This is a genomic window from Sinomonas mesophila, from assembly GCF_001999765.1.
Lineage (GTDB): Bacteria > Actinomycetota > Actinomycetes > Actinomycetales > Micrococcaceae > Sinomonas > Sinomonas mesophila.
Genome location: NZ_KV908329.1, coordinates 50384 through 71567, shown reverse-complemented (window position 1 = coordinate 71567; position 21184 = coordinate 50384). Strand labels below are relative to the sequence as shown.

Annotated in this window: 17 protein-coding genes and 1 riboswitch; of the genes, 14 read left to right on the top strand and 3 right to left on the bottom strand. The window is 72.4% G+C overall.

Annotation, left to right across the window (positions count from 1 at the left end; translation table 11 throughout):
* Positions 1-76: 76 nt before the first annotated feature.
* The 6 genes from BV907_RS09455 to mnhG are packed head-to-tail and all read left to right on the top strand — an operon-like array spanning position 77 to position 6668.
* Positions 77-3187, top strand: coding sequence for a Na+/H+ antiporter subunit A (locus BV907_RS09455; RefSeq protein WP_077489484.1), 3111 nt, complete (start codon positions 77-79; stop codon positions 3185-3187).
* Positions 3184-3744, top strand: coding sequence for a Na(+)/H(+) antiporter subunit C (locus BV907_RS09450; protein ID WP_077489483.1), 561 nt, complete (start codon positions 3184-3186; stop codon positions 3742-3744). Before BV907_RS09455 ends, BV907_RS09450 begins: the two co-directional genes overlap by 4 nt.
* Positions 3741-5345 carry a Na+/H+ antiporter subunit D gene (locus tag BV907_RS09445; RefSeq protein WP_077489482.1) on the top strand — a complete coding sequence of 535 codons (1605 nt, stop codon included), beginning with the start codon at positions 3741-3743 and terminating at the stop codon, positions 5343-5345. Before BV907_RS09450 ends, BV907_RS09445 begins: the two co-directional genes overlap by 4 nt.
* On the top strand, positions 5342-5923 hold the full coding sequence (locus BV907_RS09440; protein WP_077489481.1) for a Na+/H+ antiporter subunit E: 582 nt from the start codon (positions 5342-5344) through the stop codon (positions 5921-5923). The genes BV907_RS09445 and BV907_RS09440 overlap by 4 nt, the downstream gene beginning before the upstream one ends.
* Positions 5920-6207, top strand: coding sequence for an MrpF/PhaF family protein (locus BV907_RS09435; protein WP_245827884.1), 288 nt, complete (start codon positions 5920-5922; stop codon positions 6205-6207). Before BV907_RS09440 ends, BV907_RS09435 begins: the two co-directional genes overlap by 4 nt.
* On the top strand, positions 6204-6668 hold the full coding sequence (gene mnhG / locus BV907_RS09430) for a monovalent cation/H(+) antiporter subunit G (protein WP_077489480.1): 465 nt from the start codon (positions 6204-6206) through the stop codon (positions 6666-6668). Before BV907_RS09435 ends, mnhG begins: the two co-directional genes overlap by 4 nt.
* Before the next feature lie 31 nt (positions 6669-6699).
* On the opposite strand, the gene BV907_RS09425 is transcribed toward mnhG, so the two are convergent.
* Positions 6700-6960: a DUF4235 domain-containing protein gene (locus tag BV907_RS09425; protein WP_077489479.1), complete on the bottom strand. Its 261-nt coding sequence runs from the start codon at positions 6958-6960 to the stop codon at positions 6700-6702.
* Positions 6961-7024: 64 nt separating this feature from the next.
* Positions 7025-7160, top strand: a riboswitch (TPP riboswitch).
* A gap of 43 nt (positions 7161-7203) precedes the next feature.
* Between BV907_RS09425 and BV907_RS09420 the strand changes: the two genes are divergently transcribed.
* From BV907_RS09420 to BV907_RS09395, 6 genes are all read left to right on the top strand, one after another.
* Positions 7204-7830, top strand: coding sequence for an ECF transporter S component (locus tag BV907_RS09420; protein ID WP_077489478.1), 627 nt, complete (start codon positions 7204-7206; stop codon positions 7828-7830).
* Positions 7830-9599 carry an ABC transporter ATP-binding protein gene (locus BV907_RS09415; RefSeq protein ID WP_077489477.1) on the top strand — a complete coding sequence of 590 codons (1770 nt, stop codon included), beginning with the start codon at positions 7830-7832 and terminating at the stop codon, positions 9597-9599. The genes BV907_RS09420 and BV907_RS09415 overlap by 1 nt, the downstream gene beginning before the upstream one ends.
* Positions 9596-10393: an energy-coupling factor transporter transmembrane component T family protein gene (locus tag BV907_RS09410; protein WP_077489476.1), complete on the top strand. Its 798-nt coding sequence runs from the start codon at positions 9596-9598 to the stop codon at positions 10391-10393. Before BV907_RS09415 ends, BV907_RS09410 begins: the two co-directional genes overlap by 4 nt.
* A gap of 94 nt (positions 10394-10487) precedes the next feature.
* Positions 10488-10868 carry a VOC family protein gene (locus tag BV907_RS09405; protein ID WP_077489475.1) on the top strand — a complete coding sequence of 127 codons (381 nt, stop codon included), beginning with the start codon at positions 10488-10490 and terminating at the stop codon, positions 10866-10868.
* Positions 10869-10975: 107 nt separating this feature from the next.
* The gene (locus BV907_RS09400) at positions 10976-12517 is read left to right on the top strand and encodes a UDP-N-acetylglucosamine 1-carboxyvinyltransferase (protein WP_077489474.1); all 1542 of its coding nucleotides are present in this window, start codon (positions 10976-10978) and stop codon (positions 12515-12517) included.
* Positions 12518-12681: 164 nt separating this feature from the next.
* On the top strand, positions 12682-13716 hold the full coding sequence (locus BV907_RS09395; protein ID WP_077489473.1) for an NADPH:quinone reductase: 1035 nt from the start codon (positions 12682-12684) through the stop codon (positions 13714-13716).
* A gap of 77 nt (positions 13717-13793) precedes the next feature.
* Here the strand turns inward: BV907_RS09395 and BV907_RS09390 are convergent, their stop codons facing one another.
* Positions 13794-15137, bottom strand: a complete 1344-nt coding sequence (locus BV907_RS09390; protein WP_077489472.1) for an MFS transporter — start codon at positions 15135-15137, stop codon at positions 13794-13796.
* Between the two features lie 217 nt (positions 15138-15354).
* Here BV907_RS09390 and ggt point away from each other — a divergent pair, with 217 nt between their 5' ends.
* Entirely contained in the window at positions 15355-17211 is a 1857-nt protein-coding gene (gene ggt / locus BV907_RS09385; protein ID WP_077489471.1) for a gamma-glutamyltransferase, read from the top strand.
* A gap of 65 nt (positions 17212-17276) precedes the next feature.
* On the opposite strand, the gene BV907_RS09380 is transcribed toward ggt, so the two are convergent.
* A complete protein-coding gene (locus BV907_RS09380) occupies positions 17277-20009 on the bottom strand; it encodes an ATP-dependent DNA ligase (protein ID WP_077489470.1) in 2733 nt (910 codons plus the stop codon).
* 45 nt (positions 20010-20054) lie between these two features.
* Here BV907_RS09380 and BV907_RS09375 point away from each other — a divergent pair, with 45 nt between their 5' ends.
* Positions 20055-21137, top strand: a complete 1083-nt coding sequence (locus BV907_RS09375; protein ID WP_077489469.1) for an ATP-dependent DNA ligase — start codon at positions 20055-20057, stop codon at positions 21135-21137.
* The last annotated feature ends 47 nt before the right edge of the window (positions 21138-21184 follow it).

Here is a 21184-nt window from a genome sequence, read left to right as displayed (position 1 = left end):
GCGCGGCCGGAACCCAACTGATATGCCGCCTCACCCAACGCCTTGACAACTCAACCATGATGAGCGGAGCCGACCCGTGATACCAGTCCTCGCCCTGCACTTCGCAGTGGCGGCTGGGGCGCCGTGGCTCTTCGCGGCGTGGGGGCGGGCGGCCTTCCTGTGCCTCGCCGCGGTCCCCGGGCTCTCGCTCGTGTGGCTGCTCGGCCAGCAGGGGGCGGCGTACGGGCCGGGCGTGAGCGAGGTCTGGCCCTTCATCCCCCAGCTCGGCGTCGGCCTCGCGTTCCGCCTCGACCCGCTCTCGTGGACCATGTCCCTCCTGATCCTGGGGATCGGGGCGCTCGTGCTGGTCTACTGCGCGCGCTACTTCACGCGCGGAGAGGCGGACATCGGCGGGTTCGGCGGCCAGATGCTCGCCTTCTCGGGCGCGATGTTCGGCCTCGTCGCGGCGGACGACCTCATCGTCCTGTTCGTCTTCTGGGAGCTCACGACAGTCCTCTCGTACCTCCTCATCGGCTTCGCCCGGACGCGCCTCTCGGCCCGCCGCTCGGCGCTGCAGGCCCTCGTGGTGACGACGGCGGGCGGCCTCGCGATGCTCGTGGGCCTCATCCTCCTCGGCGAGTCGGCCGGGACGTACCGGATCTCGGAGCTCCTCGAGCGTGCCCCGGCCCTCGCCGCGGCCCCCGCGACCGCGGCCCCGATCGCCGTCGGCGCCCTCCTGGCCCTTGTGGGTGCGCTGAGCAAGTCCGCGCTCGTCCCGTTCCACTTCTGGCTGCCCGCCGCGATGGCCGCCCCGACCCCGGTCTCCGCGTACCTGCACGCCGCCGCCATGGTGAAGGCCGGCGTGTACCTCGTCGCGCTCCTGGCCCCGGCACTGGCCGGTACGGCGTTCTGGCACCCCATCGTCCTCGGGGTCGGCCTCGCGACGATGCTGCTCGGCGGCTACCGGGCCCTGCGCCAGACCGACATCAAGCTCATCCTCGCCTTCGGCACCGTGAGCCAGCTCGGGTTCCTCGTCGCCGTCGTGGGCCTCGGCACGCCCGCCGCGGCGCTCGCGGGCCTCGCGATGGTCGTCGCGCACGCGCTGTTCAAGGCCGCCCTGTTCCTCGTGGTCGGGGTGATCGACCACCAGACCGGCACGCGCGACGTCCGCCGGCTCTCCGGCGTCTTCCGCCAGTCCCGCGCGCTCGGCGTCACGGCGGTGCTCGCCGCCGCGTCGATGGCCGGGCTCCCGCTGTTCGGCGGCTTCGTCGCGAAGGAGGCCGTGTTCGACGCGTTCGCGCGGCTCGCCCCGGGCGGGGCCGACGCCGCCGCCGCGCCGGCCGCCGCCGGCTGGGCCGCTGTTGTGCTCGCCGCGATGGCGCTCGGCTCGGCCCTGACGGTCGCGTACAGCGCGCGCTTCGTGTGGGGCGCGCTCGCGCGCAAGCCCGGCGTCGCGGACACGCCGTTCACCCCGGTCACGCCGCTCTTCGTGGCCCCGCCCGCCGTCCTCGCGCTGCTCGGGCTCGCGTTCGGCCTGTGGCCGGCGCCCGTGGACGCGCTCGCGGCGCCGTACGCGGCGTCAGCCGCTGGGACAGTCTCGTCGCTGGGCGCGGACGACGGCGGTGCTGCCGCCAGTACCGCAGCTGCGGCAGCCCCGCACCTCGCCGCCTGGCACGGGCTCGGGCTGCCGCTCGCGCTCTCGGCCGCGGGCTGGCTCGCGGGCGCGGCGCTCTTCGCGGCGCGCGAGGCGGTGGGCCGCGCGCAGCAGCGGCTCGGGGCGCCGGTCGACTCGGAGCGCGTGTACCGCTCGATCGTGGGCGCCGTGGACGACGTCGCGATCTGGATCACCGGACGCACCCAGCGCGGCTCGCTCTTCTTCTACCTCGCCGTGATCCTCGCGGTCGCGGCCCTCGTGCCCGTCGGGACGATGCTGGCCCTGCGCATGCCCCTGCCTGACGCCGCGGACCTCGTGGATCCGGGCTCGCCGCTCCAGCTCGTCATCGGGATCGGGATCGCGCTGGGGGCTCTCGCCGCGGTCCGGGCCAACAAGCGCTTCCTCGCCGTGCTCATGGTTGCCGTCACCGGGTACGGGATCTCGCTCATCTTCGCGCTCCAGGGCGCGCCGGACCTCGCGCTGACGCAGATGCTCGTCGAGACGATCGTGCTCGTCGCGTTCGTCCTCGGCATGCGCAGCCTCCCGCCCCAGCTGCGCGACCGCATGGGCGGGAAGTACCGCGTGGTCCGCGTCGCCGTCGCCCTCCTGTTCGGCACCGCGATGGTGTTCGTGGGCCTCTACGCGATGGGCGCCCGCGCCGCCCAGCCCGTGGCCCTGCGCTTCCCCGAGCTCGCGTACACGGGCGGGGGCGGGCTCAACGTCGTCAACGTGACGCTCGTGGACATCCGCGCGTGGGACACCTTCGGGGAGATCTCCGTGCTCGCGCTCGCGGCGACGGGCATCGCGAGCCTCATCTTCATCCGCGACAGGGGCCGCCGGCTCGGCGCGACCGAGACCGTCGAGACCGGCAGCGTGGGCCGCGCCCGCGCCGAGCAGCTCGCGCGCGGGGCCGCGGAGCTCGCCGTCGCCCGCACCTTCGCGACGCTCGAGCGCGACGCGTGGCTCGTCGCCGGCCGCACCCTGGCCCCCGAGCGGCGCTCCATCATCTTCGAGGTCGTCACCCGGCTCGTGTTCCACAGCATGGTCGTCGTCTCCGTGTACCTCCTCTTCGCGGGGCACAACCTGCCGGGCGGGGGGTTCGCGGGCGGGCTGCTCGCGGGCCTCGCCCTCGCCGTGCGCTACCTCGCGGGCGGGCGGTTCGAGCTCAACGAGGCGGCTCCCGTGAGCCCCGGCATCCTCCTCGGGGTCGGGCTCGCGACGGCGGCGCTCTCCGGCGCGGTCCCGCTCGCCCTCGGCGGGCAGGTCTTCCAGAGCGCGATCATCGAGCTCTGGCTCCCCGTGTTCGGGGACGTGAAGTTCGTGACCTCCACGATCTTCGACGCGGGCGTGTACCTCGTCGTCGTCGGCCTCGTCGCCGACGTCCTGCGCAGCCTCGGGGCGCGCATCGACGAGCACGTCGAGGAGGCAGAGGCCGGCGCCACCAGCGAGAAGCCCGCGGGGCCCCGCGCGGGCCGGCCGGCGGAGGGCGCGCCCGACGGCGTGTCGCCCGACGGCGCGCGGACCTCGCCGGAGCGCGAGGAGGCCGTCCGATGACCGCGAACCTGACCCTCCTGATCATCTCCGGGCTGCTCTTCGCATGCGGGATCTACCTCGTGCTCGAGCGCAGCCTCACGCGCGTGCTCCTGGGCCTCATGCTCCTGACGAACGGCGCGAACCTCCTCGTCCTCGCCACCGGCGGCGGTGCGGGCATCGCCCCGTTCTACGACGCCGGGACCGACCCGGCCGCGTACAGCGACCCGCTCCCGCAGGCGCTCATCCTGACCTCGATCGTCATCTCCTTCGCCGTCACGGCGTTCATGCTCGCCATGATCTACCGCACGTGGCAGCTCGGCCGCGCCGACGTCGTCGCGGACGACATCGAGGACCGCCGCGTCGCGGCGACCCCGAGCTGGGACGCCGAGGACGACGCCGACGTCCCGACGGACCTGAGCGAGTTCATGAACCCCGACGAGGCGGTCGCCGCGGACCTCGAGGCGCTGGCGACCCCGGACCCGCGTCTCGGCCCCGAGGGTGGCGACCGCCCGCGCCACGCCGAGGACACGCACGCGCCCGAGACAGAAGGCACGGAAGAGGGGGCGACGCCCAGGTGAACATTGCAAGCCTCGCCCCGCTCGCCGTCGTCCTCCCGATCTTCGGCGCAGCGCTCGCGTTCATGCTCCTGCGGCACGAGCGCGGGCAGCGGATCGTGACGATCTCGGTGCTCTCGCTGACCCTCGCCCTCGAGTGCCTCCTGCTCGGCTCCGTCTGGGACGGGTCCAGCGGCGGGACCTACGCCGTGACGCTCGGGGCCTGGGCGCCGCCCTGGGGGATCACGCTCGTCGTGGACCAGTTCTCCTCATTCATGCTCGTCGTCTCGACCGCCATCAGCCTCGCCGTCCTCGTCTACGCGACAGGCCAGGGCCTCGCCGACGGGTCCGCCCAAGGGGCACAGAACAACGGCCCCATCTCGGTGTTCCACCCGAGCTACATGATCCTGGTCGCGGGCGTCTCGAACGCGTTCCTCGCGGGGGACCTGTTCAACCTCTACGTCGGCTTCGAGATCCTCCTGACCGCGAGCTACGTCCTCATGACCCTCGGCGGCACGGGGCCGAGGATCCGCGCGGGGGTGACGTACGTCGTCGTGAGCGTCGTGTCCTCGCTCCTGTTCCTCATCGCGATCGGCATGGTCTACGCCGCGACCGGCACCGTGAACATGGCGGACCTCGCGGTCAAGCTCGGCCAGCTCGGGCCGGAGATGCAGGTGCTCCTGCACGCGATGCTGCTCGTGGGCTTCGGCATCAAGGCCGCCGTCTTCCCGCTCTCCTTCTGGCTGCCCGACTCCTACCCGACGGCGCCCGCCCCGGTCACGGCCGTGTTCGCGGGCCTCCTGACGAAGGTCGGCGTGTACGCGATCGTGCGCACCGAGACGCTCCTGTTTCCCGGGGACTCGCTCAACCTCCCCCTCATGGTGGTCGCGCTCGCGACCATGGTCGTGGGCATCCTCGGCGCCCTCGCGCAGACGGACATCAAGAGGCTCCTGTCCTTCACGCTCGTGAGCCACATCGGGTACATGGTGTTCGGCCTCGCGATGAGCTCGGCCCTGGGCCTCGCCGCGGCCGTGTACTACGTCGCCCACCACATCACCGTGCAGACCTCGCTGTTCCTCGTCACGGGGCTCATCGAGCGCCGCGGCGGCTCGGCCTCCCAGGACAGGCTCGCGGGGCTCGCGAAGCTCTCCCCGCTGCTCGCGCTCCTGTACTTCATCCCCGCCATGAACCTCTCGGGCATCCCGCCGCTGTCCGGGTTCCTCGGCAAGCTCGGCCTGCTCCAGGCCGGCGTGCAGCTCGGCACCCCGATGGCGATCACGCTCGTGGTGACTGGCGTCGTCGTGAGCCTCCTGACGCTGCTGGCCATGGCCCGCGTCTGGAACCGCGTGTTCTGGCGCCGCCCCGAGGACGCCGAGAACCCGGACCCCGCGCTCCTGGCCCCGGCGGCCGCGACGGCGCTCCCGCGCACGATGGTCGGCGCGACCGCGGGCCTCGTGGTTCTCGGCCTGGGCCTCACCGTCTTCGCGGGGCCGCTGTTCCAGCTGAGCGAGCAGTCCGCGCTGTCGATGCTCGACCGCACGGACTACATCTACTCCGTCCTCGGGGCCGAGGCCGCCGAGGCCGCGGCCGCGGACGTCGCCTCGCTGCAGGGGGCCCGGCCATGAGCCGGCAGCGCATCTCCCTCCGCACCGAGCTGCCCCTGCTCGCGTGGCTCGTGATCCTCTGGGGCGCCCTGTGGCGGGACTTCTCGCCGGCGAACCTCGTCTTCGGGGCGCTCGTCGCGCTCGTCGTGACGCGCCTGTTCTACCTCCCGCCGGTCGAGCTCAGCGGCCGGTTCAACGTTCTGCACGCGGCGCGCTACGCCGTCGTGTTCGTCGGCCAGGTCGTCGCGGCGAGCCTGCAGCTCCTGTGGCTCGCCCTCACCAAGGGGCCCGCGGTGCGCAGCGCCGTCATCGCCGTGCCGCTGCGCAGCCACGCGGACCTCATGGTCACGGCGACGGGGCACGTCATCTCGCTCGTGCCCGGGTCGCTCGTCGTGGACGTGGACCGGGCGAACGCGACGCTCTACGTGCACTACATCGACGTCGACGATGCCGCGGGCGCGGAGCGCAGGCGCCGCGAGGTGCTCGCCGCGGAGGCGGAGCTCATCCGGATCATGGGCACGCGCGAGGAGCTCGAGCTCCTGCGCGAGGAGGAGCGCATGGTGGGGGCTGCAGACCGAGGGAAGGCAGGGAGCCGATGACCGGGGCCGACGCGCTCGTCATGCCGTGGGTGCTTGTCGCGTGCAGCGTCCTGCTCGGGCTCGCGGCGCTCGGGGCGATCGTCCGGATGGTCAAGGGCCCTGCGCTCCTGGACCGCGTGCTCGCCTCGGACGTGCTCCTCGTCGTCCTCTCCGGCGCGCTCATGGTGGACATGGCCGCGAACCGGCACACGAACCACGTGGCGCTCATCGTGGGCATCACGCTCATCGGCTTCGTCGGGTCCGTCACCGTGGCCCGCTTCGTCCAGGACAGGAGGCCCCGGTGACCCTGGACCCCAGCGCCCTCGACACTGTGCTCACGTGGGTGGCCGGGATCCTCATGGTCGCCGGCTCCGCGCTCTCGCTGAGCGCCGCCGTCGGGCTCCTGCGCTTCCCGGACCTGATCACGCGCATGCACGCGGCCACGAAGCCGCAGGTGCTCGGCTCGCTCCTGCTGCTCACCGCCGTCGGGCTCCAGCTGCGCAGCTGGGCGCTCGTGCCGCTGGCGCTCGTCGCGTGGATCTTCCAGCTGCTCACGGTGCCCGTCTCGGCGCACATGGTGGGGCGCGCGGGCTACCGCACGAAGCACCTCAAGGACGCGCGGCTGTCCGTCGACGAGCTCGAGGACGTCGTCGCGCGCCTCGAGCGCGAGCACGCGGCCCGGCGCCCGGGCAGTGGCGGCGCGGACGACGGCGGGGCCGACGGCGAGCGGGCCGGCGCACCGATGCTCCGGGAGGACGGAAGCTGACGGTCCCGGCTCGGAGGCGCCCGGCGCCCGGTCAGACGATCTCGGGCGTGCTCTTGTAGCGGGCGATCGCGCGCTGCGTGACGCGCTGGGCGAGGGTCTGGATCACGGCGCCGACGCCGGCGGAGACGATGGCGAACACGAGCGTGTCGCGGAGGCTCTCCTCGAGGTTCGTCGCGTCCTTGGGCGGCTTGTTCCCGGTGCTCTTCTCCCAGGCGACGTCCATGAGCTTCGCGGCGGCGATGCCCGCGCCGATGCTGATGGCCGTGCCGAGGAGCTTCATGAGGATGCTCATGCCCGCCAGCCTAGCGTGGGGCTCCGCCCGCGGCGTCCCGTCACACGCAGCGGTAGAATCGTCTGCACAACGACAGGGGAGCGTCGTCCTCCATCCGGCCGCCGGCCGGGGCGAGGACGGGACGCTGAGAGTGCGGGCTACCGCAGACCCTCGAACCTGCTCCGGCTAGTACCGGCGAAGGGAGTCGAGAATCTCAGGGCGGCGGGGACCGCCTTCCCCTCCTGCACCCAGGAGGAAACCACCATGACTAAGACCACCGCCAAGCCCGCCACTGGCTCGCGCCGCTGGCGCGTCGTCGACATCGTCGTCGGCGCCCTGCTCGCCGTCGCCGGCGGGGTCCTGTTCTGGGCCTGGTCCAACGGCATCTACCCGCCGCTCTCGGCCGGCCTGCTCGCCACCTACCCCCCGCTCGCGGGCCTGCTCTCCGGCGGCTGGGTCCTCCCGGCCGTGCTCGGCGGGCTCATCATCCGCAAGCCCGGCGCCGCCCTCTTCGTCGAGACCGTCGCCGCGACCGGCGAGCTCCTCATGGGCTCCCAGTACGGCACGACCGTCCTGATCTCCGGGATCGTCCAGGGCCTCGGCGCCGAGGCAGTCTTCGCGGCGTTCGGCTACCGCCGCTTCACGCTCCCCGTCGCCGCGCTCGCGGGCGTCGGCGCGGGCCTCGCGATGGGCCTCAACGACTGCTTCGCGCCGTGGGGCTGGAACATCGCGTACGAGCTCGGCGACAAGTTCGCCTACATCGCGTGCACGTGCATCTCGGGCGCCGTGATCGCGGGCCTGCTCTCGTGGCTCGCCACGCGCGGCCTCGCCAAGACCGGCGCGCTCTCGAGCTTCGCCTCGCGCCGCGCCGCGACCGAGCCCGTGGTCTGATGGCGACGGCGGGCCCCCGCGGGGCAGCCCGCGGGGGTGCGGCCCCCGGGGGTGCGGCCCCCGGGGGTGCGGCCGGTCAGGTGCGCGCCGGCCGCGTGAGCGCCAGCCGCGTACGCCCCGCTGAGGTCGTGGCCGAGGGCTGGACCTGGCAGCACGCGGGCCGGGACGCCCCGGCCGTCGGGGACCTGACCCTGCGCATCGAGCCGGGGGAGCGCGTCCTCGTCCTCGGGCCCTCGGGCGCGGGCAAGTCCACGTTCCTGCACGCCCTCGCGGGCGTCCTCGGGGACGACGACGAGGCCCACGAGGGCGGCCGGCTCGCCGTCGACGGCGGCCAGCCGCGCGAGCGCCGCGGGCGCGTGGGGCTCATGCAGCAGGACCCGGAGACGCAGGTGATCCTCGGCCGGCTCGGCGACGACGTCGCGTTCGGCGCCGAGAACCTCGCCGTCCCCCGCGAGGAGATCTGGGAGCGCGTCCGCGCCGCGCTGGACGACGTCGGCCTCGGCCACCTCCCGCTCGACCACCCCACGGCCAGTCTCTCGGGCGGGCAGAAGCAGCGCCTCGCGCTCGCGGGCATCCTGGCCATGCGCCCGGGGCTCATCCTCCTCGACGAGCCGACCGCGAACCTCGACCCGGCCGGCGTGCTCGAGGTGCGCGACGCCGTCGTGCGCACGGCCGCGGCGAGCGGGGCGACGCTGGTCGTCGTCGAGCACCGCGTGGCCGTGTGGAGGGACTGCGTGGACCGGATCGTGGTCCTGGCCCCCGGCTCGGCGGGCCACGCGGGCGGGGTACTGCTCGACGGCGCGCCCGACGACGTCCTCGCCGGCGCCCGAGAGCTGCTCGCCCGCGCCGGCGTCTGGGTCCCCGGCGTCGTGCCGGCGGTCCGCCCCCGCCGCAACGCCCCCAACCTTGCGGGGTCACCTCTCAACGATGCGGGGTCACCTCTCAACGATGCGGGGTCACGTCCCTACGATGCGGGCTCACCTCCCGCCGGTCATCTCCTGCTCTCCGCGCACAGGGTGGGCGTCTCGCGCGAGCGGGCCACCCGCCGTCGTGCGCCTGTCCCCGTCCTCACCGGTGTCGACGCCGAGGTCCGCGCGGGCGAGGCGCTCGCCGTCACGGGCCCCAACGGCGCCGGGAAGTCCACGTTCGCGCTCACTCTCGCGGGCCTCCTCGCCCCGGTCGAGGGGCGCGTCGAGGCCGCCGCGGCGCTCGCGGGCGCCGACCCCTCCGCCGGGCTGCGCGCCGTCGGGCCCGTCCCGCACGCGTGGCGCGCCGAGGACCTCGTGCCGCGCATCGGGACCGTGTTCCAGGAGCCCGAGCACCAGTTCGTCACCTCCACCGTCCGCGACGAGCTGCGCTTCGCTCCTCGCCAGCTCGGCCGGGGGCTCGGGCGGGTCGACGAGCTCGCCGAGCGGCTCCGCCTCGTGCACCTCATGGACGCGAACCCGTACACGCTCTCGGGCGGGGAGAAGCGGCGGCTCTCGGTCGCGACGGTCCTCGCGGCGAGCCCGCGCGTGCTGATCCTCGACGAGCCGACGTTCGGCCAGGACGCGACCACGTGGGCCGAGCTCGCCTCGTTCCTCACCGAGCTCCTCGACGAGGGGACGGCCGTGGTGTCCGTGACGCACGACGTCGAGTTCACCCGTGCGCTCGGGGGCCGCCGCCTTGCGCTCGGCTCGCCGGCGGCACCCGCAATTGTCGACGTGGGGCCGGTGCGCAGCACTAGCACCGACCCCCAGCCGACAATTCCGCGAGGGGAGGCGACGTGAGGGACCTTCTCGCGATCCGAGACAACGACTCGCTGCTCGCCCGGGCCAACCCGCTGAGCAAGCTCGCCGCCGTCGTCCTTCCGACGTTCGCGCTCGCGCTGAGCATCGACTGGGTCTCGGCGGGCGTCGCGCTTGCGCTGTGCCTCGCCGTGTTCCCGCTGGCCGGAATGACGTTCCGGCTCCTGTGGCAGCGGGGCTGGCCGCTCATCCTCGCGGCCGCCGTCGGCGGGCTCAGCACCGCCGCCGTCGGGCAGGACTCGGGAGCCGTGCTGCTCGCGACCCCTCTGTGGGACGTGACCGAGGGCTCGCTCGGGGTCGGCGCCGCGATGGCGCTGCGCGGCCTCGCGATCGCGCTGCCGGCGCTGCTCATGATGAGCTGCACAGACCCGACCGACCTCGCCGACGCCCTCGCCCAGCGCGCCCGCCTCCCGCACCGGTTCGTCCTCGGCACGCTCGCGGCGCTGCGGCTCGTCGGCCTCATGGTGGAGCAGTGGCAGATCCTCGGGCTCGCGCGCCGGGCCCGCGGAGTGGGCGCCCAAGGCGGGCCGCTCCATCGGCTCCGGGCGCTGCTCGGGCAGAGCTTCGGGCTGCTCGTCCAGTCGATCCGGCTCGCGTCGCGGCTCGCCGTGACGATGGAGGCACGCGGGTTCGGCGGCGCCGAGCGCACGTGGGCGCGGCCGTCGCGGTTCTCCGCGCTCGACGCCGGGGTGCTTGCCGGCGGCGTCCTGCTCGCCGCCGCATCGGTGGGCGCTGCCGTCGCGGCGGGGACGTGGAACGTGGTCTGGATGCAGTAGCCGCCCTGGGCCCGACCCTCGGGCTCTGGCTGCCCCGCGTGCCCGGTGGCATCGTTGAGTGGGGCGGAGGACCCCGCCGGCGGAAGGAACTCCCATGCTCGACATCACGCGCTCGTTCTCGAGCTTCAGCGTCGACGACATCGAGGCGGCACGCACCTTCTACGGCCGGACCCTCGGCTTCGAGGTCGAGGACAGCATGGGCGGCCTGCTCATCACGGTCCCGGGCGGGCAGACGGTCTACGCCTACCCGAAGGACGACCACGAGCCGGCGACCTTCACCGTGCTCAACTTCGAGGTCCCGGACCTCGACGAGGCCATCGCCGAGCTCGAGTCGATGGGGCTCCCCCTCGAGCAGTACGCGAGCACGCCGCAGATGCCGATCGACGAGAAGGGCGTGCTGCGCGACCCGGACAGCGGCGCTGGCATCGCGTGGATCAAGGACCCCGCGGGGAACGTCCTGGGAATCATCCACTAGCGGCGTCTATCTCATGATTTTCGTATACCCCCGGTCTAGACCGGGTCTCGGGCGTGTCGCGCCCCCGATTAGCGGTCACGTATCGCATCTGTGATATTTTCGAGCGCATGTCACAACAGACTGCTGAGACCGTCGGAGCCCTACTGCGCGACGTCCGCTCCCACCGGGGCTGGACCCAGGGGCAGCTCGCCGCCGAACTGGGCACGAGCCAGAGCGCCGTCGCGCGCATGGAACAGGGCAAGCAGAACCTGAGCCTCAAGATGATCCAGCGCATCGAGGACATCCTCGGGCAGCGGATCGTGAGCATCGGCGCGCCGCGCATGACCCACCTGCGCGTTGAGGGCGGGCGCCGCCTCGCGGGCGCCGTCGACGTCAACACGTCCAAGAACGCCGGCGTCGCTCTCCTGTGCGCCTCGCTCATCAACCGCGGGACCACGACGCTGCGCCGCCTCGCCCGGATCGAGGAGGTCAACCGGATCGTCGAGGTCCTGACCTCGATCGGCGTCGAGTGCACGTGGCTCGAGGGGGGCGACGGCGGGCAGCCGCGCGACCTCCAGGTCCGCCGCCCCGCGGACCTCGACCTCGAGTCGATGGACGTCGAGGCCGCGCGCCGCACGCGCAGCGTCATCATGCTCCTCGGACCTCTCCTGGACGAGCGCAGCGAGTACAAGCTCCCCTACGCGGGCGGCTGCGACCTCGGCACCCGCACCGTCGAGCCGCACATGCAGGCCCTGCGCCAGTTCGGGCTCGACGTCGAGGCGACGAGCGGCTTCTACACCGTGCGCGCCCCCGAGGCCGACGGCGCCGACCGCTCGTTCGTGCTCACCGAGCGCGGGGACACGGTCACCGAGAACGCGATCATGGCCGCCGCGCACCGCGAGGGCGTCACGGTGATCCGGAACGCGAGCCCGAACTACATGGTCCAGGACCTGTGCTTCTACCTCCAGGGGCTCGGCGTCGAGATCGAGGGGATCGGCACGACGACGCTGCGGATCCGCGGCCGGGCGCGCATCGACGTCGACATCGACTACTGGCCCTCCGAGGACCCGATCGAGGCCATGAGCCTCATCACCGCGGGCATCGTGACCAATTCCGAGGTCACCGTGCGGCGCGTGCCGATCGAGTTCATGGAAATCGAGCTCGCGACCCTCGCCCAGATGGGCCAGGAGCTCGAGGTCTCCGGCGAGTACATGGCCCGCAACGGCCGCACGCGCCTCGTCGACGTCACGACCAAGCCGTCCGTCCTGCACGCCCCGGCGGACAAGATCCACCCGATGCCGTTCCCGGGCCTCAACATCGACAACCTCCCGTTCTTTGCGGTCATCGCCGCCAACGCCTCCGGCCAGACGATGATCCACGACTGGGTGTACGAGAATCGCGCGATCTACCTGACCGAGCTCAACCGGCTCGGCGGGCAGGTCCAGCTCCTGGACCCGCACCGGATCTACGTCAACGGGCCCACGAAGTGGCGCGCCGCCGAGGTCGGCTGCCCGCCCGCGCTGCGTCCCGCCGCGTGCATCCTCCTCGCGATGCTCGCCGCCCGCGGTACGAGCGAGCTGCGCAACATCTACGTGATCGAGCGCGGCTACCAGGACCTCGCCGAGCGGCTCAACTCGATCGGCGCGCGGATCGAGTACTTCCAGGACTGACCGACCCTCCTCCCGACCCGGTCTCTAGGATGAGGGGTCACGTCCCTAGGATGCGGGGTGACCCCGCATTCTAGGGAGGTGACCCCGCATCGTTGGGAGGTGACCCCGCATCGCTGGGAGGTGACCCCGCATCGTTGGGGAGGTGGTTGGGGGAGGATGGGGGCATGGCTGCGACCTACCGCGCGATCCAATATCACCAGACGGGCCCCTCGTCCGTCCTGACCCTGCGCGAGCGCGAGCGCACCGAGCCCGGCGAGGGGGAGGTCCGCGTGCGCATCGCCGTCGCGGGCGTCAACCCGACCGACTGGAAGGCCCGGGCCGGCGGCACGTACGGCGGGAGCCTCGAGGCGTGGCACGTGCCGGGCCAGGACGGGGCCGGGACGGTCGACGCCGTCGGGCCGGGCGCCGTGGGCCTCGCGCCAGGTCAGCGGGTCTGGCTCTGGGACGTCGCATGGGGCCGGGCCGAGGGGACGGCCCAGGAGTACGTCGTGGTCCCGGCCGACCACGCGGTCCCGCTGCCTGACGCCGAGTCCTTCGACGCCGGCGCCTCGCTCGGCATCCCCGCCCTGACCGCCCATCGCGCCCTCACCTCGAGCGAGCAGGGCCCTGCGCGACTGGCCCCGGGCGCCCTCGCGGGCTGCACGGTCCTCGTCACGGGCGGCGCCGGCGCCGTCGGCCACGCCGCGATCCAGCTCGCCCGGTGGGCCGGGGCCCGTGTCGTCGCGACGGTGAGCAGCGACGCGAAGGCGGCGCTCGCGCACGCGGCCGGGGCCGGCGTCGTCGTCAACTACCGCGAGCAGGACGTCTCCACCCAGGTGCGCCGGGCCGCCCCCGAGGGGGCGGACGTGATCGTGGACGTCAACGCCGCGGCGAACATCGCTGCGGATCTCGCGGCCCTGCGCGAGGGCGGGACGATCGCCGTCTACGCGGGCTCCGGCGACGAGGACTTGGCAGTCCCGGTCCGCGCCGCCATGGCCAAGAACGCGCGCCTCCAGTTCCTCCTCACCTACACCGTCACCGAGGCGCAGAAGCGCGACGCCGTCGCAGCCGTGGGCGCGGCGCTCGCCGACGGCGCGCTGCGGGTGGGCGAGGAGCACGGACTGCCGCTCGCGCGGTTCCCGCTCGCCGAGACGGCCTCGGCGCACGACGCCGTCGAGGCGGGCTTCGTGGGGAAGGTGCTGATCGACGTCGGCCGCTGAGTGAGGCCGGGCACGGTCAGTCGCGAAAGGTGCCCCCGGCCATCTGCCGGGGGCACCTTTCGCGTTGGACCGTTCGCTCAGCGCGCGTAGTCGGGCTGGACGAGGGCGATCTCCTCCTCCGTCTTCGGATCGCGGCCGATCGCGAGGCCGATGATCGTGACCAGCCCCGCAACCGCGAGGTAGACGGCAATGAGGACCCACGACGCCGTTGCCTGGTACAGGGCCGTGAACACGAGCGGTGCGATCGCGCCGCCGATGACACCTGCCAGGGTGTAGGCGAGCGAGCTGCCCGCGTAGCGCAGGCGGGCCGGGAACTGCTCGGTGATGAAGGCGGCCTGCGGGCCGTACATGAAGGCGTGGAACCCGAGGCCGACCACGATGCCGATCGTCAGCATGACCACGGAGCGGCCCTGGATCATGAGGAAGAAGATCGGGATCCAGATCGCGGTGCCCACGGCCGCGACGCCGTACACCACGCGGCGGTTGAAGCGGTCAGTCAGCGCGCCTGCGGCCGGGATCAGCACCAGCTGGAACGCAGAGCCGGTGAGGATCGCGGTCAGGACGTTCCCCGTGGTCATGCCGAGCTCCCTCGTGGCGTAGACGGCCACGAACACGGTCAGCAGCGAGTAGAGGATGTCCGGGGAGATGCGCGAGAGGATCGCGGCAAGGAGTCCGCGCGGCTGCGTCCTGAGGACCTCGGAGATCGGGGCCTTCGGGCGGTCGCCATGTGCCTCGATGTTCTTGAAGACCGGGGTCTCCTCGAGCTTGAGGCGGATGACGAGGCCGAAGACGACGAGCAGCGCGGAGGCGAGGAACGCGACGCGCCAGCCCCAGTCGAGGAACGCTTCGGTGCTGAGCACGCCTGCGAGGAGGGCGAGGGCGCCGTTGGCCATGAGGTTGCCAGCGGGCGGGCCGATCTGGGCGGCCGAGGACCAGAGGCCGCGCTTCGTCGGGTTGCCGAACTCGCTCGAGAGGAGGACCGCCCCGCCCCACTCGCCGCCGACGCCGATCCCCTGGGCCAGGCGCAGCAGCACGAGGATGACCGGGGCGACGACGCCGACGGTGCCGTAGGTGGGCAGGATGCCGATCAGCACCGTCGCGATGCCGATGAGCAGGAGCGTGATGACGAGGACGTGCTTGCGACCGATCTTGTCGCCGAGGCGGCCGAAGACGATCCCGCCGATGGGGCGGGCCAGGTAGCCGATCGCGAACGTCGAGAACGAGAGCAGGAGGCCCACGAACTCGTCCCCGGCGGGGAAGAAGATCTTCGGGAAGACGAGGGCGGAGGCCACTGAGTAGATCGCGAAGTCGTAGTACTCGAGGGAGGTGCCCGTGAGGCTTGCGATATAGGCCTTGACGGCCCCCGGGGGGACCTTGCGGGTCGCGACCGATGCGGGCCGCGGCGCTGGATTGGTGCTCATGTGGTGTCCTTCGGTGGGGGCCTGTGTGATGCGGATCTCGTCGACGTGCGTGAATCAAGGATGCCCCAGAATCTCAGGTTGTTCAACAATTTTCGGGAAATTGTTCAACAACCTTTCGTGCCTGAAGTCCTCAGCGTGAGGCCTACCGCCCCTGCGGCGCGGTGCATAGGTTGGTCAGACCCGACAGCTCGACTCACCCTCAGCTCTGGAGGCCCCCATGCTTCACGCGCCCTTCACACGCCGCCTGGCCGCCGCCTCGGCGGCCCTCGCGCTCGCGCTCACGGGCGGCGCCGCCGCGAGCCCCGCCGTCGCCGACCCCCGCGCGGTCGAGAAGACGCACACGGCCGTCGGGACGGGCGGAGCCGTGAGCACCGTCGACCCGGAGGCCTCCGCCGCGGCCCTCGAGGTGCTCCGCAAGGGCGGCAACGCGGTCGACGCCGCCGTCGCCGCGGCCGCGACGCTCGGCGTGACCGAGCCCTACAGCGCCGGGATCGGCGGCGGCGGGTACTTCGTGTACTACGACGCCGCGACCGAGTCCGTGCACACGATCGACGGGCGCGAGACGGCGCCGGCGGGGGCCGACTTCCAGACCTTCATGAATCCCGCAACGGGCAAGCCCTACCTCTTCGGTGAGCTCGTCACCTCGGGAGTGTCCGTCGGCGTGCCCGGGACCCCCGCGACGTGGGAGCGGGCGCTGGAGAACTGGGGCACCCTGAGCCTTGGGGAAGCCCTCAGGCCGGCGATCAAGGTCGCCGACCGCGGCTTCGTCGTGGACGAGACCTTCCGCAAGCAGACCGACGACAACAGGGCAAGGTTCGCCAACTTCACGTCCACCTCGGAACTGTTCCTCCCAGGGGGCGCGCTTCCCACCGTCGGCAGCATCTTCAAGAACCACGACCTCGCGGAGACGTATCGGCTCCTCGCGAGGCAGGGCACGGAGGACGGCTTCTACGCTGGCCCCCTCGCCGAGGAAATCGCCGCGACGGTACAGGCCCCGCCCACGGTTCCGACGCCGACGCTGCCCGTGCCCGCGGGAACCATGACGACGGCGGACCTGGCCGGCTACGAGGCCCTCGACCAGGATCCGACCCACGTCGAGTACCGCGGCTACGACGTGTACGGCATGGCCCCGTCGTCGAGCGGCGGCACGACGGTGGGCGAGGCGCTGAACATTCTCGAGACGTTCGACCTTGCCGGCATGGCGCCGGCGGATGCGCTGCATCATTACCTGCAGTCAAGCGGCTTGGCCTTCGCTGACCGCGGCAAGTACGTGGGGGATCCGGCGTTCGTCGGTGTCCCGACGAAGGCCCTGACCGATCCTGTCTTCGGCAAGGAGCGCGCGTGTCTGATCAATCCCGACACTGCCGCCCAGACGCCGTTCGCGCCGGGGGACGTGGCGTCGTACGACGGCGTGTGCCCCGCCGCCCCGGCCGCGCTCGCCGATGAGCAGGACACGGAGAACCTCTCGACGACCAATCTCACCGTCGCCGACCAGTGGGGCAACGTGGTCGAGTACACCCTCACGATCGAGCAGACCGGCGGATCTGGGATCGTCGTGCCGGGCCGCGGCTTCATCCTCAACAACGAGCTCACGGACTTCACCACGACCAGCTTCGACACCGCGGATCCCAACCGCATCGAGCCGGGCAAGCGGCCGCGGTCATCGATGTCGCCGACGATCCTCCTGAACGAGGACGGCACGCCGTTCCTCGCGCTCGGCTCGCCCGGCGGGTCGACGATCATCACGACCGTCCTGCAGACAATCGTCAACCGTGTGGACCTGGGCATGACGACGCCGGCGGCGCTCGCGGCCCCGCGGGCCTCCAACCGGAACTTCGCCAACAGCATCGGCCGCGCGTTCGTGACCGCCGAGCCCGGATTCATCGATGAGTTCGGCGACGACCTCGCACCGTACGAGTACCTGCTCGTGAAGTCGGGGGACGCGTTCACGTCGGCGGCAGAGATCGGCGCCGAGACGGCCATCGAGTTCCTGCCCGACGGGCGCATGCTCGCCGCCGCCGAGCCGGTGCGGCGCGGGGGCGGCTCGGCCCTCGTGCTGACCCCGTCGCCGTAGGCTCGGGAGGCTGAGCGGGGGCGGGCCGGCCTGGCCCCGCCTCCGCTCTGCCGCCGCGCCTCCGCTCAGCGGCCGGGCGGCTCGAGCACCACGTCTGCGGGCACCTTGTCCGGGCGCCAGCCGCGCCACACCGGGTGGCGCAGCCTGCCGCCCGAGGTCATTTCCGAGTAGGTCACCTCGGCGACGAGCTTGGGCGTGACCCAGTGGGCGTCCCGTCGATCCTCGGCGGGGACGTCCTCCAGTGGGGACGTCTTCCGCTCGAGGGCGTCCAGCATTGAGGAGATCCTGCGCAGGTCCGCCTCGGCGAAGCCCGAGCCGACCCGCCCCGCGTACCGCAGCACGCCGGCGTCGTCCGGGATGCCGAGGATCAGCGAGCCGATCGTCGCCGAGCGGGAGCCCTTGCCCTCGCGCCATCCGGCGACCACGACCTCCTGAATGCGCGCGTTCTTGATCTTCAGCCAGGCCCCAGAGCGGCGGCCGGCGTCATACCGGGAATCGAGGCGCTTGGCCATGACGCCCTCCAGCCCGTGCTCCGCGGAGGCCTCGAGGATGTGCTCGATCTCCCCTTCGAAGAGCGGCGAGAGCTCGGTCGCCGGGGGCAGGCCGCCCGCGGCCAGGAGCTCGAGGGCAGCGCGGCGGTCGCGGAAGGCCAGGCCCGTGAGGTCCTGGCCGTCGTACTCCAGGATGTCGAACAGGAAGATCTTCACCTGGACGTCGCGCCGCGCACGTTCGACGTCGGCGGGCCGGGTGAGGTTCATGCGCTGCTGCAGGAGCCCGAAGTCGGGGCGCCCGCGCGCGTCCTGGGCGACGATCTCGCCGTCGAGGACTGCCGGACCGAGGTCCGCGAGCCCCGCGAGCTCGGGGTAGGTCCCGGCCTGGTCGATCCCGCGCCGGCTCCACAGGCGCAGCGGCTCGGCCCGCGCGTCGACGATCGCCCGGATGCCGTCCCACTTCATCTCGAGCGCCCAGCCCTCGCCGCGCACGAGTCCCGGTGTGCCCGCCTGCGCGAGCATGGGTGCGGGGGCGGGAGCTGCCCGGCCCTTCTTGGAGGTGACCCCGGATTCTTGGGAGGTGACCCCGGATTCTTGGGAGGTGACCCCGGATTCTTGGGAGGTGACCCCGGATTCCTGGGAGGTGACCCCGGGTTTCTCGGGGGCATCACCGCCGCCCTTGGCGCCGCGGCGCCAATGGCCCTTCTCCTGGTCCTTCATCAAGTGCGCAAGCCAGTTCTCCTTCCCCCCCGACTCGCCCCCGCCGTAGCCCCCCTCGGGATGGATGAGCGCGAGCCGCACCCCGGCCCCGGCCCGGCCCAGCCCCTCGGCGACGGCCTGGAGGCCGCCGCCCTCCCTGCCATGCAGGATGACGATGATCTCCTTGCCCTCGATCCACTTCTCCACCTCGTACGTCCCGGTGTCCCACACGAACATCTCGCCCGCGCCGTACTCGCCCTGGGGGATGGTGCCGGAGAACGTGAGGTACTCGATCGGGTGGTCCTCGGTGTGCACGGCCAGGTGGTTCGTGCCGGTGTCCGTGGGGATGCCCTTGGGGATCGCGAACGAGGCCAGCACGCCCTCGTGCTCGAGCCGCAGGTCCCAGTGCAGGCGCCGCGCGTGGTGCTCATGGATCACGAACGCGTCGCCCGCCCCGGGCGTCGGCGCCTCGAGCGGGACCGGCTCGGGGGTCTTCTCGGCGTCGCGCTTTGCCCGGTAGCGGGTCAGGCGGTCTTCGCCCGGGCGGGCGCCCGCACCCCCGGAGGACGACGGCCCGTGGCCGCCGTCGTCGTCGTCCTCGCCGGACGACCGCGAGCCGCGGGAGCCGCCCTTCGAGCCGGAGCGGGCGCCGGCCGAGGCGCGGGACCGGGCCTCGGGCTTGGAGGGGCGGCCGGCGTCGGGCGCCTCCGAGAGCGGGATGGCGTGGAGGGGCTCGAAGAGATCGCCGAACTTCTTGAGCCGGGCGGGCATCTCGTCGTAGCGCACGTGTGCCAGTTTGGGGGAGTCGATCTCCTTCCACGTCCGCGGCGCGGCGACCATGGGCTGGACGCGCCCCCGCAGGGAGTACGGGGCGATCGTGGTCTTCTGGCCGCTGTTCTGGCTCCAGTCCACGAGGACGCGGCCCTTGCGCAGGGTCTTCTTCTGGTCGGCGACGATGAGGTCGGGGTGGTCGGCCTCGAGGGACTTCGCGAGCTCCCGTGCCACCGCGGAGACCTCCTCCCACCGCTGGCCCATGTCGAGCTTGGCGTAGAGGTGGATGCCCTTGGACCCGCTGGTGACCGGGACCGAGGCCAGGCCCATGTCGTCGAAGATCGACTTGACCAGCTTGGCCACCTCGACGCATTCGGGCAGTCCCGCGCCGGGGCCGGGGTCGAGGTCGATCACGAGCCGGTCCGGGTTGAGCATCGTGTCTTCCTCGACGGCGCGCCACTGCGGGACGTGGATCTCGAGGGCGGCGATCTGGGCGAGCCAGATGAGGGTCGGGAGGTCGTTGACGAGCGGGTACGAGTTGACGGAGTTCCGATGGTGGAGCGTCACGCGCTCGACCCAGTCCGGCGTGGACCTTTTGTCCAGGTTCTTCTGGAAGAACACCTCGCCCGGCTCCTCGGCCGTGCCGACGCCGTTCACCCACCGCTTCCGCGTGGCCGGACGGTCGCGCACCACGGGGATCATGACGTCGGCGACGGACTTGTAGTACTCGATGACGTCGGCCTTCGTGGTGCCGGCCTCGGGGTACAGCACCTTGTCCAGATTGGACAGGCTGATCCGGCGGCCTTCGATCTCGACGGTCTCGCGGTGCGGAGCCATGCGGCTAATCTCCCATGGTGTGAGCTTCCGGTGGAAGATGTCCCCATGGATCTACCCGTGATGCCGCCGGTCGAACCCATGCTCGCGCGCCCCGTCCGTGAGATCCCCGACGTCGGGCACAGCGAGCCGAAGTGGGACGGCTTCAGGACGATCGTCTTCAAGGACGGCGACGAGGTGATGCTCGGCAGCCGGAACGACAAGCCCATGACGCGCTACTTCCCCGAACTCGTCGAGATCCTGCGTCGGGGCCTGCCGGAGAAGTGCGTGGTCGACGGCGAAATCGTCCTGCTCCTCAACGACCGCCTGGACTTCGAGGCCCTGCAGCAGCGCATCCACCCCGCGGACAGCCGGGTGCGGCTCCTGGCCGAGCACACGCCGTCGTCCCTCGTCGCCTTTGACATCCTCGCGCTCGGCAGTGAGAACCTCATGCGCCGCCCCTTCGGCGACCGGCGCGACGTCCTGCGCCAGATCCTCGGCGGGCCGGAGGAGTCCATCATCCTCACGCCGGCCACAGCCGACCTCGAGGAGGCGAAGCGGTGGTTCACTGAGTTCGAGGGGGCCGGGCTCGACGGCGTCATCGCCAAGCCGCTCGACGCCCCCTACGAGCCGGGCAAGCGGAGCATGTTCAAGATCAAGCACGAGCGCACGGCGGACTGCGTCGTCGCGGGGTTCCGGTGGCACAAAGCCGGAGGCACAGACAGCAGGAACGCGCTCGGCTCGCTCCTGCTCGGCCTGTACGACGACGGCGGGACCCTCCACCACGTCGGCGTCGCCGCCTCGTTCCCCATGGCGAAGCGGCGCGCGCTCGCCACGGAGCTCGCGCCGCTCGTCGAGACGGACCTCGCCGCGCACCCGTGGGGCAGGTGGGCCGACCAGTCGGCGCACGGGACGCAGCGCCTGCCCGGCGCCGTGAGCCGCTGGAGCGGCGGCAAGGACCTCTCCTTCGTCCCGCTCAGGCCCGAGCTCGTCGTCGAGGTCGCCTACGACCACATGGAGGGGGACCGGTTCCGGCACACCGCCCAGTTCCGCCGGTGGCGGACCGACCGGGACCCCTCGAGCTGCACGTACGCGCAGCTCGAGACCGCGGCAGCGTTCGACGTCCGCCGCATCCTCGACGAGGGCCGCTAGCCACCCCAACCCCACCCCCAACCCCGCATCGCAACACGCCGTCATGC